This window comes from Paenibacillus sp. J22R56, assembly GCF_056269375.1.
In genome coordinates, this window is record NZ_JBWDNV010000011.1 from 75,069 (window position 1) to 93,730 (window position 18,662).

At 47.4% G+C, this 18,662-nt stretch carries 12 protein-coding genes; 8 read left to right on the forward strand and 4 right to left on the reverse strand.

The genetic code is table 11. The features are described from left to right. Positions 1–77: 77 nt before the first annotated feature. Together AC0YNT_RS24965 and AC0YNT_RS24970 are read right to left on the reverse strand one after the other, a co-directional pair. Positions 78–686 (reverse strand): DUF975 family protein, encoded by a 609-nt coding sequence (locus AC0YNT_RS24965; protein ID WP_475807033.1) that lies wholly within the window; start codon positions 684–686, stop codon positions 78–80. A gap of 154 nt (positions 687–840) precedes the next feature. Beyond that, entirely contained in the window at positions 841–7,821 is a 6,981-nt protein-coding gene (locus AC0YNT_RS24970) for an Ig-like domain-containing protein (RefSeq protein WP_475807034.1), read from the reverse strand. Positions 7,822–8,341: 520 nt separating this feature from the next. Between AC0YNT_RS24970 and AC0YNT_RS24975 the strand changes: the two genes are divergently transcribed. From AC0YNT_RS24975 to AC0YNT_RS25010, 8 genes are all read left to right on the forward strand, one after another. Then, entirely contained in the window at positions 8,342–8,950 is a 609-nt protein-coding gene (locus tag AC0YNT_RS24975) for a TetR/AcrR family transcriptional regulator (protein ID WP_475807035.1), read from the forward strand. A gap of 27 nt (positions 8,951–8,977) precedes the next feature. After that, positions 8,978–9,973, forward strand: coding sequence for an ABC transporter ATP-binding protein (locus AC0YNT_RS24980; protein ID WP_475807036.1), 996 nt, complete (start codon positions 8,978–8,980; stop codon positions 9,971–9,973). Further along, the gene (locus tag AC0YNT_RS24985; RefSeq protein ID WP_475807037.1) at positions 9,966–10,736 is read left to right on the forward strand and encodes an ABC transporter permease; all 771 of its coding nucleotides are present in this window, start codon (positions 9,966–9,968) and stop codon (positions 10,734–10,736) included. The genes AC0YNT_RS24980 and AC0YNT_RS24985 overlap by 8 nt, the downstream gene beginning before the upstream one ends. A 100-nt stretch (positions 10,737–10,836) precedes the next feature. Beyond that, positions 10,837–11,286, forward strand: coding sequence for an N-acetyltransferase family protein (locus AC0YNT_RS24990; protein WP_475807038.1), 450 nt, complete (start codon positions 10,837–10,839; stop codon positions 11,284–11,286). Between the two features lie 95 nt (positions 11,287–11,381). Beyond that, positions 11,382–12,914, forward strand: a complete 1,533-nt coding sequence (locus AC0YNT_RS24995) for an MDR family MFS transporter (RefSeq protein ID WP_475807039.1) — start codon at positions 11,382–11,384, stop codon at positions 12,912–12,914. A 27-nt stretch (positions 12,915–12,941) separates the two neighbouring features. Then, positions 12,942–13,565, forward strand: a complete 624-nt coding sequence (locus tag AC0YNT_RS25000; protein WP_475807040.1) for an acyl-CoA-like ligand-binding transcription factor — start codon at positions 12,942–12,944, stop codon at positions 13,563–13,565. Between the two features lie 163 nt (positions 13,566–13,728). Then, complete coding sequence (locus AC0YNT_RS25005) at positions 13,729–14,736, forward strand: lysylphosphatidylglycerol synthase transmembrane domain-containing protein (RefSeq protein WP_475807041.1); 1,008 nt, start codon at positions 13,729–13,731, stop codon at positions 14,734–14,736. Beyond that, positions 14,726–15,928: a glycosyltransferase family 4 protein gene (locus AC0YNT_RS25010; RefSeq protein WP_475807042.1), complete on the forward strand. Its 1,203-nt coding sequence runs from the start codon at positions 14,726–14,728 to the stop codon at positions 15,926–15,928. Before AC0YNT_RS25005 ends, AC0YNT_RS25010 begins: the two co-directional genes overlap by 11 nt. Before the next feature lie 57 nt (positions 15,929–15,985). On the opposite strand, the gene AC0YNT_RS25015 is transcribed toward AC0YNT_RS25010, so the two are convergent. Together AC0YNT_RS25015 and AC0YNT_RS25020 are read right to left on the reverse strand one after the other, a co-directional pair. After that, a complete protein-coding gene (locus AC0YNT_RS25015; RefSeq protein ID WP_475807043.1) occupies positions 15,986–17,191 on the reverse strand; it encodes an MFS transporter in 1,206 nt (401 codons plus the stop codon). Positions 17,192–17,688: 497 nt separating this feature from the next. Beyond that, entirely contained in the window at positions 17,689–18,660 is a 972-nt protein-coding gene (locus AC0YNT_RS25020) for a sensor domain-containing diguanylate cyclase (protein ID WP_475807044.1), read from the reverse strand. Positions 18,661–18,662: the final 2 nt, after the last annotated feature.

Genomic DNA, 18,662 nt, shown 5'->3' on the forward strand with positions numbered 1-18,662 from the left:
CGTCATATTCTTATTTGGCCAATTCCGGCCGTTATTCATAGCTAATAAATCCTGCCAAATAAGCTTTCTACGTTTCGTTAGAAGGAGTCTGGATGTGGAGGAGGCGTCGTTCTGCCTGTAATTTCATCGTAGAAATGAGCTTCTGTAACCATGAAATATGGAGTGAGCCATAGGAAGCCGATGCCAAGAGTAAGGAGACAAAGCAGTGCCCAGCCAATAAACGAAAGATGCAGGACAAACAGCTTCCACTTGCGGCCTTTCATTAGTTCCTTACTGCGGCGAATAGCTTCCAGCGCACTAATGTCCGGATTGTCTTGAAGAATGTAGTATGCTTGCGAGTAGCGATAATAAGCAATGATGCCTGGAATAACGAGGAGTAGTGCCCACAAAAGTGAGAAGAGACCCATGAAGAAATAAACACCAAAGGCTTTAAGAAAATGCGAAAAACCGCTGAATATTTCGCTGATTGGTGGACCTTCTTTTCTGGCGATGCCAATGAAGAAGATGACTAGTCCAAGAGTACAAGCTCCACTAATAAGAAGTTGTAGAATATAGCCTAAAACAGGGATAAAGTTAAGTACACCATTAATCAGCCCGTATATAATGAGGGCTAGGATCGATTTACCCCAGTTGCCTTGCAGGCTCTCTCTTGCTCTTGCGCGTAGTTCTGAGTACGTTGCGTTCATAATTGTAAGAAACACTCTCCTATTTTTTTGTATAACTTCCATTTCGGTATAAACCAACAGTAAGTTTAGTCTAAATACCTAATTAACGTCAATAATTATTCGTAAAGAAAGGCCGGTAGTCCTTCAGTCTAAGGAATACCGGCCTAATCTGTTATTACTTCACATTGTCTTCCAATGCTTTGACGAAATGCTCGTTGCCGTCCGAAGTGCGAGTTGCCTCGTGGCTTCTTGTTGCTTCTTCAACTTGGCCGAAGGCCCAGTTGCTCTTCGCAACATCCGGGAACGATGGCTCCACATCGGTCAGCGGACCTCTGTACAGAAGGCGGTTGATCAGGGTTACGGCTTCAAGACGAATGATATCTTTGCCCGGTTGGAAAGTACCATCCGGATAACCCGTTGTCAGGCCGTTACGGAACAATGCCTCGATTGCAGAGGAGGACCAGCGTCCTTCGCTGTCACCGAATTGTGGTGTAATCGGCATGGAGGTTTCAATCTGCAAGTAGCGGACCATCACCGTAGCCAATTCCTCACGAGTAACAGGTTGGTTCGGCCGGAAAGTGCCGTCTGCAAAGCCTTTGAAGATACCGCTGTCTGTTACGATACGAATATAACCACTTGCCCATTGTGTGGACGGTACATCCTTGTAATCGGCTTTCAGCGTTGTTGAGCCGCCATTAAGCAGGCGTGCGATAATCGCTGCGAGCTCACCGCGGGTCAGCTTCTGGCTTGGTTTGAATTTGCCGTCAGGGAAGCCGAGAATGTAGCGCTGGTGCTTAACAGTCTCATCTCCGGTCTTGAACAGCAACACTTTCACGGAAGCTTTTGCTGCCTCTGGGTTAAGAAGCGCTTGGCTTGCCTTACCTTCCACGGAGATCGTCACGAGAAGCTCAGTCTTATCAATCGATGGATACTTCACTTCTACATTACGAGTACCTTTATCTCCGATGTTGAGGTCTCCGACATTCCAGGTTACTTTATTGCCTTCTACCTTACCGCCATCGGCATTGGTTACCGTTGTGCCTTCTGGCAGAGTGAGTGTAACAGTAGCGCCGGTTGCTAGTTTAGTACCATTGTTCAGATACTCCACTTTAACCTTGCCCGCTGTTCCTTCTTCCTGTCTATCCTTGTCTACCGATACGTTAACAACGACATTAGGCTTGCCAGTAGAAACGCTTGCCTTGGACATTTGAATATCGTGGCGGACAATGGCAAACTCGACAGGGATCGTTGGGCTCGTATAGGTGAGATAGCCTGGAGCCGTTGCAACGATATAGTAATCGGTTGTTGGGTAAACCATGTACGCGTATTTGCCGCCGTCTTTACTTGACTGCGGGTTCGCGTTGTCGTTTGGAGCAAAGCCAGCGATAGCCGGAAGGGTAACTTCCGTGTCAGGCGTATTGCCGTTTGTAATATTGCGCGCTGTGTTAGCGTAATACAGTTTTACGGTTGCTCCGTCAATGGCAGCATGGGTATTGATGTCGGTAATGTCGCCATACGGGTCAATGAGTTCGTTAAGAATGTTCATTTCGCCATCGGCTGCCAGCTTGATTGTTGGGAGTGTACCGTTGTTGTCTAATGCGTTAATGATAATGTCTTTGAAGCCGCCGTGTTCTGCATCCGGAACTTTGAAGATGATTGCAATCTGATACTCCGTATTCAGTTCAAGGCCAGGAATATTAAATACGCCATCTTTCAAAGGTGCTGTGTATTCATGATGATCCGGTGCCGGACCAATCAGCTTCACGGTCACTTGGTTCATGAAATCTTCTTCAAGCATGTCATTCTGACCGGTTGGAAGCTTTTGTGTAAGGAGGCCGGTAATCGTTTTAGTTGATTCAAAAACCTCTCCAGCATTTCCGCTAACTGCACCAACCTCAACGGTTTGCTTGAAGGAAACCTCTTTGGTCTCATTGCCTACTTGAACCGTCTTGATTACTTCAATATTGTAGCTTTCGTCACCACGAGGAACGGCGATGCTGTACTTGCCGTTTGCGTCGGTAATCGCTTCAGCTGCGAAGTCGATGATGCCGTCACCGTCAAAGTCTTTTGTAATTTTCACAACTGCGCCAGCAACGATTGTGCGTGCGCCGTTATCCGTTGTTGCTACAACACCTGTTACAGAGGCAGGCTCAAACGTAATGATGATCTGCTCCTGCGCATAAATGCTGCGTTCTACGTCATTAGCAGTAGCCGTTACCGGTACGCTTTGCGATAAAATACCTTCGATCTTGGAAGATTGGTATTCAATTGTTGCTTTACCCGCTGCATCCGTCACCGCGGTCGGGGAACCGCCAAGGAATGTTCCAAGCGATGCGGAGAAGGTAATATTGACGTCCTTAAGCGGGTTGCCGTCAATGTCAGTCAGAACAGCCGTCAATTTCGAAATCGTATGGCCGTCACCTACAATGGAGCTAGGATTAGCGCTCAGCTTCAAGATATATTTCACCAGCTCAAAGTTCTGATGAATAGTAGTCTCAGCTGCTTGTCCAGGAAGGGCGTTAATCACTTGATTACGTGTTGCGTAGCCTTGTTTCTCTACAACAACCAGATAATGCTCGGTACGTACATTCGGGAAGCTGTAGTAACCGGATGCATTTGTTGTAATCTCAGCTACTTTATTCGTTCCTGTAGGGTCATACAGGGTTACCTTTGCTCCTTCAATAGGAGCCTGAGTTTTACGGTCTTTAACCGTTCCATCAATGGAGACAGTACGGATTACCGTAAAGTTATTATTTTGCAGCTTGGAAGCAGGTTCTGCCGGCAATGTTGTTTCACCCTTCGAAGAGGTGAAGGTTACCGCATGTGCGCCGCTTGTAACTTCTGCAGGAAGACGGTATTGCACGTTTTCCCATTTCTTGAATCCGTCTGTTTGGTAGGTCTCGCTGTTAGCCAAAGTCAGAGTAATCGAATCATTCTCTGTTCCGTTGTCCGGACCGTCGAAGTCAAAGGTTGCTTTGACTGCAGTTGCTGTTACTTCTGTAATAGCAGAAATCTTAAGCGGTTTGTTAGGCGCGACTGTCCACTCGGATATATCCGTAACGGCACGGTCGCCAACCCAGCCGTCAAGAAGACGAACGGTTAAAGTGATTGCAGCTGTTTTGGAGTCAAGTTCTCCGTCATTAGCTTTGAACGTAAAGCTGTCTGTGCTGCCATAGTCATCGTCTGGAGTATACGTGTAAGTGCCATCGTTGTTAATAACAACCGTACCATGCGCAGGCGGGGTCACAACCGAGATGGTGAGGGTATCGCCATCAACGTCCGCAGCCTTAAAGCTGTCAGTCACGCTGGAGCCGGATTCAACAACTTTGGAATCGTCAGATACCGTCGGAGCATCATTAACTGCAGTAACCGTAATGTCCACAGTTGCTGGTGCAGAATCCGCAGTGCCGTCATTTGCTTTGAATGTGAAGCTGTCCGGGCCGTTGTAGTTAGAATCTGGTGTATACGTATAAGTGCCGATCGGATTCAATACTACTGTGCCATGCTCAGGCTCCGTCACAAGAACGTAGGCTGGCGTTGTGCCATCCACATCACCGCCAGTTACAGTGCCTGTTACCGGTTGATCTTCAAGCGTTGTGTTGGTTCCTGCATTTGCTGTTGGAGCGTCATTAACTGGTGTTACGGTAATGCTGACGGTAGCTTCTGGAGAATCAGCCTGTCCGTCATTGGCTTTAAAAGTAAAGCTGTCCGGACCGTTATAATTCGGGTCAGGTGTATAAGTGAAAGTGCCGTCTTCGTTGAAAGTAAGTGTGCCGTGCTCAGGTTCATTCACAAGCGTATAGGTCAAGGAATCGCCATCCACATCGCTTGCTTTCGCTTTGTCGCTAACTTGCGTATCTTCTGCAGTGCTAACGGTACTGTTCTCCGAACCAGGTGCATCATTCACCGGAGTGATCGTGATATCAACCTTAGCAGGGGCAGAAACCGTTGTACCGTCGTTTGCTTTAAAAGTAAAGCTGTCCGAACCGTTGAAGTTTGGATCCGGCGTATACGTATAAGTACCGTTCGGATTCAATGTCAACGTACCATGCTCAGGTTCAGTTACTACTGTGTAAGTCAGTGTGTTGCTTTCGACGTCTTGGCCAGTAACCGTACCGTCTACCGCTGTATCTTCGGTTGTTGTTTTCGTTCCGGCATTTGCAACCGGAGCGTCATTTACCGGATTTACGGTAATCGTAACGGTGCCTGTAGATTTGCCGCCATGGCCGTCATTGGCTTCAAAGGTGAAGCTGTCTTCGCCGTTAAAGTTTGGATCTGGCGTGTACGTATAAGTACCATCCGGATTCAATGTCAACGTACCATGTTCAGGTTCAGTTACTACCGTATAAGTGATGGTGTCTTTATCCACGTCGTTAGCGGATACCGAATTCTGAACTGGTGTATCTTCGTTTGTTGTAACACCGCTGTTAACCGCAGAAGGTGCGTCATTCACCGGCGTAACGATGATTGTCACGGTTGCCGGAACGGAGTCAAGGGACCCGTCATTGGCTTTAAACGTAAAGCTGTCGGAACCGTTGAAATCTAAATCAGGTGTATACGTATAAGTGCCGTCCGGATTGAACACGAGCGTACCATGCTCAGGTTCAGTGACAAGAGCATAAGTCAGTGGACTGCTGTCAATATCCTGGCCAGTTACGCTGTCGCTTACCTCAGTATCTTCAGCAGTTGTCTTGCTGGAAGCATCAGCTGTTGGGGCATCGTTCACTGGTGTTACAGTAATGCTTACGGATGCCGTATTCGAGTCTTCCGAGCCGTCATTGGCTTTGAATGTAAAGCTGTCCGGACCATTGTAGTCAGTATCAGGCGTGTAGGTGAACGTACCGTTTGTGTTCATCGATACATCACCATGGGAAGGCTGGCCAACTACCGAATATTGCAGGTTATCGCCGTCATTGTCTGTTGCATGAACACTGCCATCAAGAGGGCTGTCTTCCTCGGTTTGCAGGGTGTCGTTCTGTGCAGCAGGAGCTTCGTTTACTTCATTAATGGTGATGCTTACAGTAGCGGGATCTGAGTCTAGTGCCCCGTCATTAGCTACAAAAGTAAAGCTGTCAGATCCGGAGTAATTCGGATTTGGTGTGTACGTATAATTGCCGTTACTGTTCAAGACGACTGTACCATTAATAGGAGCTGTATCAAGACTATAAGTAAGCGAGTTGCTATCAATATCCTGTCCAGTCACAGTTCCACTTACTGGCTGGTTCTCGTCTGTTGTCTTGCTCGAATTGTTCGCAGTAGGCGCATCATTAACTGCGTTAATCGTCAGAGTAACGGTTGCTACATTGGAGTCGGCTTTGCCGTCATTCACTTTATAAGTAAAGCTGTCCACTCCGTTGAAGTTAGCATTTGGCGTATACGTAAAGGTACCGTCTTGGTTCAGTGTTACTGTGCCGCTAACCGACGATGTAACAACGGAATAAGTCAGTGGATTGTTATCGCCATCTGTTGCGGTTACCGAACCGTTAACTGGAGTATCTTCATTTGTGCTTTCACTGCCATCCTGTGCCACTGGTGCAGCATTAGGTGCTTCCGTTACAGTGATGGTGACGGTAGCCGTGTTAGACTCGTCAGTGCCATCGTTGGCTGTGAAGGTAAAGCTGTCTGTTCCGATAAAACCGTCGTCAGGCGTGTAGGTGTATGTGCCTAGCACCTCATCGAATTTAACTGTGCCGTGTTGCGGTTCATCAGCTTTTTTGAAATATAATAAATCGCCATCTAGATCCGTACCCGTTACCGTACCATCTACTGGGGTACTTTCCATCGTACTTGTACTGGAATCATTGGCAACAGGTACATCATTAACTGAATTAACCGTAAGGTCTACCGTAGCGATACCAGAGTCTAGCAACCCGTCGTTTACCTTGTAGGTGAAGCTGTCCGGACCATTGTAATTCGCACTTGGTGTGTATGTAAAAGATCCGTTTGGATTCAAGGTCAAGGTGCCGTGCGAAGTTCCAGAGACAAGCGTATAGGTGATCGAATCACCGTTAATGTCGCTGCCTTTATCGCTCAGGGATTTATTGAAGGCCGTATCTTCATCTCCTGCAAAAGCAGCATTCTCCGCAGTTGGCGCCGTATTTACTTTATTTGTTGTATCCGTTGCCGTCTTGGCTGGATTGCCCTGGGCATTGACGGTATCTGCCGCTACGGTGATCGTACCGTACTTAAGAGCAGAGAAGTCAAGCTGTACGGAATAGGTTCCGCCTGCCACAACGGTTGTTGCATAGTTCCGCTCAGTGTTCGAGGAATCCTTCACCGTGAGGGTGACAGGCTGTCCAGCACCTGCAGTTGTAGATCCAGAAATTTTAACCGAGCCCATATTATCTTGGCCGGCTGTCAGTTTGCCATCACCTCCGTCATCAATCGTAACGTCGATCGTTGGGGAGGAGCCGTTGTCTACTTGTACCGGAGTAGTGAATGTACCTCCAGGAGCACCAAAGTTAATAGAGAATTGACGCTCGCTCATAACGCTGGTGTTGCCGGCAACAAGGTCCAAACCACTAATTGGCGCAGTATAATTGACAATTACCGATGCCGTGTTTTCGAATGTGGTACCAGACAGGGAAGAGTTTCTTCCTGCGAATCTGGTTCTGCCATCGGACCCAGCTCCAATCACTAGCTGTGTAGGATTGTTCACAGAATAGCTCGCAAAGCCGGACATTTCGACAAATTCCTTAGCTGATGAGCCACTGCCGTCAATATCGATGACCGTGACAAAGAAGTTCTTGATCGAGACCGGGTTGCCGGTTGCCTGATCAATAAAATCAAAGTGGAAGGTCAGATAACCGTTGTTTTGGGTAGTTGTTACCCAAGGATTGAACCGGTTATTGAGGCCGCTGACACTATTGTCGAGAGTATTACTTGCCAGGGATGCTCCGCTTGCTTCCTTGATGGTTACCTTGGCATCAATCGTAATGCCGTCTTTAGTAATGACATTGGTGTACTTATAGACGGCATCCTTCTTTCCAGCATCGCCGGAAAGTTTTGTGTAGTTGGTGAAATCCATCGCATTACTCTTAATGTCAACGACATTCACTGCTGCTCTGGTCGCAGTTGGATGCGTGACAGTGAGCATGACGCCTAGTACAAGAAGTAATAGAGCAATTCTTGTAAAGACGGATAATCGAGCCAACATAGACTCACATCCTTTCTTCTTTTATAGTAGGTTCTCGATGTGTCAATTTTTAGGTTAATAGTCCCTATTATTCGACACCAATCTAGTACTAAATAACTATAATTGACGGAAGATGAAAGCGTCAACAAGGGTTTTTCTAATAATATCCAATTTTTCGACAGAGTCACGTTTGTCTTAATTTGGAATTACGAGAGAGCTCGCTAGATTAAAAAGAATAGTACAACCTCCAATGGGATTATTAGGTATAAGAGATTTTCTCATTATTTTGAAAAGTTCGTTTATGGTGAAAACCAAAAATAATTGCATTAGAAGTATTCTATTAATTGGTGTATTTAATGGTTATATTTCAAGTCAATAAATCTCGAAAAATATGATCTAAAAAACTGCTGGACCATAAACAGCTTGCCGCTCGACAAGTGAGTATGATCATTTATTTAATTGGATGTATTTACAATTTGAGGATATCGGCATATTATATAAATAAACGTTTATATATTTAATGGCAGGGAGGTTGCTACAAATGGCTAGAACCGTCAATGCTCAGGCAAGACAAGAGAAAAGGGATCTTATTATACAAACAGCTGTCACTGTATTCCCGGAGCATGGCTTTTCTGGAACGACATTTGCTTTGTTAGCGAAAAAAATAGGGATCAGTCCGGCAACCATTCTGCTCTACTTCGAGAGCAAAGAGGTGTTGTTCCGATGTACCGTCATCGAACCGCTGGAACGATTCAGGGAGCCATTCCTTGCTTTCTCCACTTATGAAGGGACGCCACTGGAGAAAATTCTAGCGATGATTGATTGGCATGTTCAGATGGTGGCGAGCACCTCATCTTATTTGCGCTTGGTTCAGTATGTATTGGGCCAGCATCAACGGTTTCCACAAGAAGCCGAAGCACTATACCATTTCGCAGAAGAAAGCATGAATAGACTGACTGCTGTGATTGAAGAGGGTCAGGCTGCTGGGCAGCTTCAGAAGCTGGATGCAAGAGAGGTGGCATGGGGCTACATCTGCTTTATTCAAGGTGTGGGGCTAGTGAACACCGATGAAGCTACCTCACCGATCTGGGACTCCATGCGCCGAGTAGGCATCCATATGTTTGCACCTGTACCTGTAACGAATCCATAATCTTGAGAGCCAAGAGGTGAGGTTTCAGTGGAATTGATCGAGATTGACCAGGTGAACAAGGTGTATAAGAAGGGGAAAAAGCAGGCGAATATCGATATCAGCTTTTCGATCCGAGAGGGTGAAATTCTAGGTCTGCTTGGTCCTAATGGCGCAGGTAAAAGCACTTTGATAAAGCAGATCGTTGGGCTGCTTGCTCCAACTTCCGGTGAAGTCCGGTACAACGGGACTAATGTACTGAAGCAGGCGAAGAAGGTGGCTTCCGAGTTTGGCTACTATGCGCAGGAGCCTCATGCTCTAGGTGCACTCACAGCCAAAGAAGCTCTATTATTCACAGGGATACTGCGAGGGCTCGCCAAGAAGGAAGCGGAGAAACAAACGATGGGGCTGCTCGAGCGGTTCAGCATGGCTGATCTGGCAGGACGACCACTTAAGAAGCTTTCCGGCGGGCAAAAACGGATGATTGGCATTGGCACAACGATTATTGGAGATTCCCGAGTGCTTGTCCTTGATGAGCCTACGAATGAACTGGATCCTCTAAACCGGCGGCTGGTATGGGATATTATCGTGGAGCAGAACAGAAAAGGCGCAACGATTATTCTCGTTACGCATAATGTGCTGGAAGCGGAGCGGGTTGTCGACCGTGTTGCTTTTATTAATCACGCCCGGCTGCTCGAAATTGACAGCGTTCCTCACCTGAAACAGCGAGTTGATGGCCGGCTGAAGCTGGAACTGACAGCTGTTGAAGGAGAAGCGGGTTATTTAATGAGGCGATTTGAAGAATGGGGCGATATCCAGCAGACAGGTGAGAACCGGCTGCGGCTGCTTATAGACAAGAACCGGGCGAGCAGTCTGCTTGACTGGATGGTGCATACCAGTGATCTGCCTATTGATGAGTATGCCATGCTTCCTCCTAATCTCGAGGATGTCTATCTCTATATAGATGGCCAGAAAGAGAAGTTTACGGAAGAGCGAGCGGTGAATGCATTAGAAGATGCGGAGAAGGTGGGGAGCTACGTTGGATAATACGCTGGCTTTTGTAAAAGGCAGGATGTGGACGGAGCTTTACATTCTATTCCGGATTCAAGTCGCCATTGTACGTGAACAGTGGATGTGGATTTTTGTTATGGCAACGATCTTCCCGTTGACGACGCTCTTGTCGATGAAGTTTATGTATGGCGTTACATCCGAACAGATCATGGTGAATGTCATTGTCGGCAATATTGTTTTCGCAATTATTATGATGGGATTTAATGCACTAGGCACGGAAATTTCGTGGCAGAAGCATGCCGGCTATTTTACTTTCTACTCCTCTCTTCCGATCTCGAAAGCGGTCTTTGTTGTTACTCAGCTCGCACGAGGGCTTATGACCACACTCCCTTCGGTGATTATTATGGCGTTTATTGGACAGTTTGCGTATGGTATCCATCTTCATTATGAATGGGGACTTATTCCGGTCTTCCTGCTGGCGGTTCTTAGTATGGTTGGGGTCGGGGCGGGGATTGGCTTCTGGTCGCCGGATCATCAAATGACCAATATGCTCGTGCAGGGACTGATGATGTTCGTAGGGTTTCTGTCGCCAGTAATGATGGAAGCGAGCCAGCTTCCGCCGGTGCTAAGATATATCGGTTATATATTCCCAACCACTTATTCGGCTTCTGCTCTTAGGGAGCTGCTGACAAAAGGGTGGACAACGGCGGTAACGATTGATGTGATGATACTCATCGCTTTTCTCATCTTATCGTTTGCGGTCATCTCCAGAATGATCAGCTGGAGGGCGGCGGAGTAGGAATGAAAGGCCGGATCTTGCTCTATGCAGGATTCGGCTTTTTGCATGTGGGAATGTTACAATAGGCTATCGTAAAAGGGAATTAGGAGGATTCAGCAGCATGTCAACGATTGTAATAAGAGAAGCACGTTTAATGGATTTAGATGATTTATCCAAGCTCTTCGAGGAACTGATGGAGGTTCCTTCTAATAAGGAAGTTATGAGCCGGCAGCTTGCGAAAATCTCGAGCGACAGTCATTATTTCCTCGCCGCAGCATGCGATGGGGATAAAGTGATTGGAACAGCAATGGGTATTGAATGTTATGACCTCGTAGGAAACTGTTATCCATTCTTGGTCATCGAGAATGTTATTGTCAGCTCAGACTATAGAGGACAAGGCGTTGGCAAACAGTTGATGCTCCACCTTGAGCAAGTTGCAAGTGTTCGTGGCTGCACCTATATTATCTTCGTATCAAGCGGGTATCGGGAGAGTGCTCATCAATTTTATCGTGCGCTTGGCTATTCAAGTGATAATCAAGGCTTTAAGAAGCAGCTGCGGGAACTGATTTAAAAGGATAACTAAAAAGTGGATGTCAATTTAATTTGACAGTCACTTTCATTTTATATAGACTCTCACTATGAACATTATTCAAGGGAGGGTCATCTTTGACACGCACTAATAACAAAGCGTTAATCGTCACAGGCCTTATTATCGGACTTGTATTTTCTGAGCTCGATGAAACGGTAGTCAACACTGCTTTGCCGACCATTATCCGGGATTTGAACGGATTATCCTTATACGGCTGGGTAGCCGGCATCTATATGCTGACGATGACAGCCTTCATGCCGATTCTCGGTAAGCTGGCCGATCTGTACGGACGCAAGAAGATTTATATTCTCAGCATGAGCTTGTTTGTTGTTGGGTCAATCATCAGCGGATTTGCTGATACGATGCAGGTACTGCTTCTCGGACGAGGCCTGCAAGGGGTTGGAGCTGGTGGATTAATGCCACTTGCTATGGTTATCTTCGGGGATATCTTCACCGTAGAGCAGCGCGCCAAGACGCAAGGTATCTTCGGAGCTATTATGTTTGTTCCGCAGCTGCTTGGGCCACTGATCGGAGGATATTTTACACAGCATATTTCATGGCATTGGATCTTCTGGGTGAATATTCCTGTTGGTGTCTTAGCGGCTATCGTCTTGTCTGCGGGACTGCGTGAATCGAAAGGCAATAAGAACGTAAGTATTGACTGGGCAGGAGCATTATTGCTTGTAGGTGCGATTATTTCGCTGCTTATCACACCGGTGCTTCACGAAACGGAAAGCTACGCCTGGAGCTCGCCGGTATTGATCAGCTTGTGGGTGCTTGGCGCCGTGCTTCTTGTAGCCTTCGTGCTTGTTGAACGTAAGGTGAAAGAGCCGATTCTGCCGATGCATCTATTCAAAAATCGTACGTTTGTCGTCATTTCGTTAATCATCTTTGTGATGGCGATTGGTCTGATGGGGTCTTTCTCATCCTTCCCATTCTTCGCTCAAAACGTGCTTGGCATGACACCTATCGCATCCGGCTACATTACCTTGCCACTAATGGTCGGAGCTATTCTGTCCAGCATTATTTCTGGTAGAATGATGACAAAGGTTCCTTACCGGAATATTTTTATCGTATCGATGCTGCTGCCTGCAATCGCTTTTTACCTGATGACCAGTCTAACGATGCATTCCAGCTTGATTGAGATTATAGCTTTCTTCCTTATTCTTGGTCTTGGATTCGGGGTTATATTCAATAACAATCTGATTGTGCAGGAGTCTGTCGATAAGGAAAATAGCGGGATTGCGATTACGTCCGTCAGCTTATTCCAATCCTTTGGATTTACCATTGGCGTCAGCGTATTTGGCAGCTTGCTTGCTTCCAGCATTACTTCGGGAATGGGCAAGCTTGCTGGCTCGGTGCCTGCTGACAGTCTCGAAGAGCTGAGTCATGCCGCTCAAGGCGGTATTCCGAAGGGGCTTGATGCCGGTCTTGTTGAACAGATCAAAGGGGTCTTCTCAGACGCCTTCCAGCATCTTTATTGGATATCCTTCTTCTTCATACTTATCGTTCTTGTCATCTGCTTCTTCTTGAAGAAAGAGGTACTGACTATATCTGAAAACAAAGAAAGCAATCCTCCTGAAGAGGGTGCAGCAACAGCTGAGGCTTAATTTTGCTAGAGATAAGGAGTTACTGCCATGTCCCCGGGTCATTCAGAAGGGTCAGAACCGGTGAAAATCGGACTTCGCGAGAAGAAAAAACAAAAGACACGTTTGACGCTGCAGCAGCAGGCTTTGCGCCTGTTCCGCGAGCAGGGGTATCAGGCGACAACGATTGAGCAGATCGCGGAAGCGAGTGAGATTTCGCCGAGCACCTTCTTCCGGTATTTCCCGACCAAAGAAGCGCTTGTGCTTGATGATGATTATGATCCGATTCTCATTCGTGCTTTTAAGAAGCAGCCTCCTGATCTGACCCTGATTCAAGCGTTTCGTGCGGCCTTACTTGCCGGGTTTGAAGAGATTGCGGAAGATGACAAAGAGGCCATGCAGGGACGGATGAGGCTGATGATATCCGTTCCTGAGCTGCGTGCAGCTTCACTGCTCCAAATGAATGATACGCTGCTGATGTTTGCAACGATTGTGTCTGAACGAACAGGGCGTTCTAAAGATGATTTCGAGGTGCTTACATTCTGCGGCGCAATAATGGGAGCAGTAATGTCCGTACAAATGTATTGCTTCGAACATGAGGAAGCCGATTTTATGGTCAAGGTTGACGAGGCATTGGCACATCTGGAAGCGGGATTATCGCTGGGTAATAAATAATATGGATACAAAAGAAGAACCGGCTGCCGCTGGTTCTTCTTTTTGTATTTGTGGTAAAAAAACGTATGATTTTTACCAAATTCGGCATTCTAGATGAATCACGGATAACAGAACATTCCTATAATGAGAAGATGGCTGTAATCCCGCTGGGAGGTGTTGATGGTTGCCTGCGTACCGCAAGCTGGTGCCTACGGTGCTAAAGATCGCTGTACTCGCCGTTGTTGTAGTATTTATTGTCCGCAACATTCCACTTAAGCTGGAGGACATTACTTCGTTTATGGTGAATGCGAACGGCCGATTCTATTTGTCACTGATCTTATTTGCGATTTTTCTAATGCTTCAAGCTGGAATCTGGGTGCTTATCGTTAATGCCTCCTTATCCGATTCCGGCAGGCTGGCGGGTGGAACAACAGGGCTGCCTATGCTGCGAGGTCTTCGTATATTTATTGAGACCCAATTCGGCAAATACATACCCGGAGGCTTCTGGAACGTCGCTGGCCGGATCGTTATGGCGACCAAAGCAGGGATACCGCTTGATGCACAATTTGCGGCTATCATATACGAGAATATTTTGCTTATTGCGGCTGCGCTTGTGTATGCGATGATGCTGATTGTTAGTCTGCATATCGTACCGCTGTGGGTAGGGCTGCTGCTAGCTGTTATATTTGTGGTCATTTACTTGTTCTATACCCCACTGACAGCGCTCTTCAAAAACTTGTTTGTCCGTGCTTCACGCTGGAGATTTCTGCAGCGGATGATCGGGAAGATGACGAAGTCATTTGGCGGCGTGGAGATGACGGGTTCGGAGGTAAGCCTCACTCGAAATCAGTTTTTCGTTTACTTGAGCTGCTTTCTTGGCAGCCATTTTATAATGGGGATTGCCTTTTGGATGCTGACGAACAGCTTTGATAAAGGGAAAGTAGGCTTATTTTATGCCGCAGGGACGTTCGCAACCTCTTGGCTTCTTGGTCTTGTTAGTCCACTGCCGGGCGGGCTTGGGGTACGCGAAGGCTTTCTCGTCTATTTCTTGTCTCTCAAGCTCGGAACGGAAACAGCGCTTCAAATTTCAGTGATTGCAAGGCTGTGGAACATTATGGCTGAGGTATTGTTCTGGGCGATTATTCGGGCTGTCAGCATGCTGATTAGGAGGGAGAAGGTTTATGAAACGTAGGAAGATCGTGCTCGTTGCAGGGGTTTTTCCGCCAGGTGTCGGAGGTATGCAGAATTATTATTATAATCTGTCCAAACATACGAAGCATGATCTGACCGTTATCGCTCCGGAATATCCAGGCAGCGAAGCATTCGACGAGGGGCAGCCGTACCGGATTGTTAGAGGCTCCTTCATGCGTGGGGAAAAAGTAGATGTAACGAGCTGGGGGAGGCTGTTCCGGCTGGTAAAGAAAACACTCCGCAAGGAAGAACCGGATGTAACCGTATATGGTTATGTCCTAATTGGCTTTATAGGTTTATTATTTAAAATATTTGGCCGGCGTCGTTATATGATCTCAATTCATGGTATGGATATGCTCATGTTCCGAAGATTTATAGGTCTTAATCAAGTCGTAAAGCTGATTTTGCGCAAGGCTGATGGCGTGCTGGCGAACAGCGAGTTTACACGAAGATTGGTAGAGGAATATGGCGTTGATGCTGGGAGGATCGGGATTGTTCACCCTGGCGTAGAAAGCTTATTCGAGCAAAGGCCAATGGATGAAGAGTTAGGAAGGCAGCATGATCTGGAGGGGAAGTATGTTCTGTTATCCGTAGGGCGGCTTGTTACCCGAAAGGGACATGATCGAGTTATTGAAGCACTGCCGTCTATCATTCGTCATATTCCTAATGCAGTATATATGATCGTTGGAGATGGACCAGAGCTAAGCCGGCTGGAGAAGCTGGCGGAGACGGTTGGTGTTGCGGGCAAGGTTCGTTTCGTAGGAGGAGTCAGCGGCTCGGAGCGGCTGAATGATTATTATAATTTGGCGAATCAGTTCATTATGGTTAGCCGACAGCTTGAAAAAGGGGATGCGGAAGGGTTCGGCATCGTCTATCTGGAGGCGGCATCCGCCCGTGTGCCCGTAATTGCAGGTCGTTCCGGAGGGGCTTCGGAGGCGGTGCTGGACGGTGTGACGGGACTGCTTGTAGAACCCGAATCGCTCCTAGGAATTACGGATGCCGTTGTGCGTCTTGCCAGCGATACTCCGCTGAGAGAGAGGTTAGTGCGCGAAGGCTATAAACGCGCCAAGCTGCAATTCCAGCATGAGGTGCTGGCGGAGGTGTTTGATCAATACGCCGGGCGTATATGCTCCCGTCCGTCCGCGAGTTATAAGCGGGCTGAGAAAAGCGCGTTCGAGCGGATGCGCCCGTAAATATAGAAAAGCGCTGAATAGCCGGGGGCTGCTCAGCGCTTTTTTTAATACGGCAGGTTAATTTTTTATACGATGAATTAGCCAAACGGAGAAGCTGATTAATCCAACGATTCCACCCGCGAAGCAAACTCCTGTCCAGCCCGCTACATGCCAGGCGTAACTTCCGACGGAGGAGCCGATCGCTCCACCAAGGAATGTGGTTACCATCTGGACCGTATTCAGACGGCTTCGGGCTGGAGGTTCAAGCGCATAAATGCGGGTTTGGTTGGCAACTTGTGTTCCTTGCACGCCAAGGTCTAATAATATAACGCCTAGAATGAGTGCCCATAACATGCTTCCAAACAGGCCAAACAGTAGATAAGCGATAATGTTGAGCGAAATTAAGGCACCGATCATCCACTTGGTAGGGATACGATCAGCCATTCTTCCGACGAATGGAGCGCCTAATGCTCCGGCAGCACCAATGAGGCCAAATAATCCGGCGATTTGGCTGCTGTAGTGATAAGGTTCACCCTCCACGTAAAATGATAAAGCAGTCCAAAAGATGCTGAAGGCCGCAAAATTAGCAGCTCCAATCAATGCGGATTCCCGCAATGTCGCATATCGTTTTACAAGCTGGCCCATGGAGGAGAGCAGCTGTCCATAATTGAGGTTAGCAGCGGCTCGGCTGACGGGCAGCTTCATTCGGAGCAGAATAAGCAGGGCGAGCATGGCAGCAGCGGCAAGTCCATACATAAAGCGCCAGCCCCAGGTTCCGCCAATTATACCGGACACCGTTCGTGTGAGCAGGATGCCAAGCAGCAGTCCGCTTGTGACAGTACCAACGGCTTTTCCTTGCTGGCCTGGGGAAGCTAGTGTCGCCGCGAGCGGAATAAGAATTTGCGGCACGATTGTCGTTATGCCAATGGCGAAGCTGGCGATATATAGCCAGGCAAGACTTTGTGCGGTGGCTGCCCCAACAAGGGAGAGACAGACAAGAGATAACAGGACAGTAATAAGTCCTTTGCGTTCCTTAATGTCGCCAAGCGGAACGAAGAGGAACATCCCAAGCGCGTAACCAATCTGGGTGCAGGTTGAGACAAGGCCAATCTCATCGGGTTGTACCCCAAATGAGCGCCCGATATCTGCAAGCAACGGTTGGTTGTAATACAAATTGGCAACGGACATACCAGCGGCAAACGCCATCAGGAGCAGCAGTCCCTTGGATAAAGAGGCATTTGTCGTTGGTGCCGCCGGGGTGTGAAGGGTATGAGTAGATGACATGGAGGCGAGTTCCTTTCACTGCTTCGGTTGTTTCGGTCGAAAGTCACACTCGACTCGAAACAACGTTCGCTAAAACTAATTATTTAAGACAGCTCCTATTATATCATGGTATTATTTGGGCACAACTGGAAAAGGTAATGAGTGATAGGAGGCTGTAAATATGATGTATTTTGGTTTCACTGTAATGGCTTTTACGTTTCTTCTGCTTATCTTCCGGCTCATCAAGTATAAACTAACCAAGTACAATAGAGAGCATTTCGGATTAAGTGCTATTTTTATCTGGCTTAATATATCATTTCACAGAGAGTTTGATTATCCTAATCTTTTCTTCAGCTTGATTCTAGCCGTCGGTATAATCCTTCTGCTCCTGTTTATGTACGGTTTGTACTTAAACAAAAGATATTCAAATAATAGATTCGGCCGATAATGGGAGTTTTGAGGCGAAGCATAAAAAAGGCAGTCCCCGATGCAATAGCATTGGGACTGCTCTTTTTCGGTTACGCGTTGTAGTGGGTAACCCGATTTCTCCCGTTATTTTTCGAGAGATATAGGGCTTGGTCTGCTTGCTGGAGCAAGGGTTGTTCGGTGTCTTCAGGAGAATAAGTTGCAGCGCCAATGCTGACGGTGATATGCAAATCACCAAGTGATGTAGACTCCGTGGCGGAGCGGTACTTTTCTGCAGCCAGCAGTGCTTGCTCTTGCTTAAGCTCCGGCAGTAAAATAACGAACTCCTCACCGCCGAACCTTGCAACGACGGAATCCGCCGCCGACTGCTCCTGCAGCAGCTCCGCCAGTTGGGAGAGTACGAGATCGCCAACAGGGTGACCGTATGTATCGTTAATGGATTTGAATCGGTCAATATCAATGATGCAAAGGGAGAAGGCTTCCCCGGTTTCTTGAGACTTAGCTATACATTTCTGTAATTGCTCCTGGAAGAACCTGCGGTTCTTGAGGCCAGTTAATGGATCTGTTGAGGCTAACGCCTCCAGCTTTTCGTTTAATTCCAGCAGCTCCTGCTGCTTCTTCTCGTATTGGGTATGCAGCAGTTCCAGTCTTTGATTCGCTTCATTCGTTTCCTGGTACAAGGCTTCGAGCCGCTGCTTCGTCTGCATGATGTCCTTCTCGTGCTCAATCCGCTTGCGCATTTCGAGAGCGACACAGTCGATAACCGTTACGCCATCACGCTCCCTGCGAATCCCATTTAGCAGAACGGGAAGCTCCTTACCATCCTTGGTCCTGAACGAAAAGTACATCTCATTGACCTGGCCATAAAGCTGGATATAGGGGTAGAAGTAGGTATGGAAAAACATTTTATTCGTCACCGACATGGTTGACTCAATATGCCGTTCCAGCAGCTCCTCACGTTCATATCCAAGCATCGTTAACAGTGTCTGATTGACCGCTTGAACTTGTCCCTTCGCCGTAATGGAGAAATAACCGCAAGGGGCTTCATTTAATAAGGAATCCATTC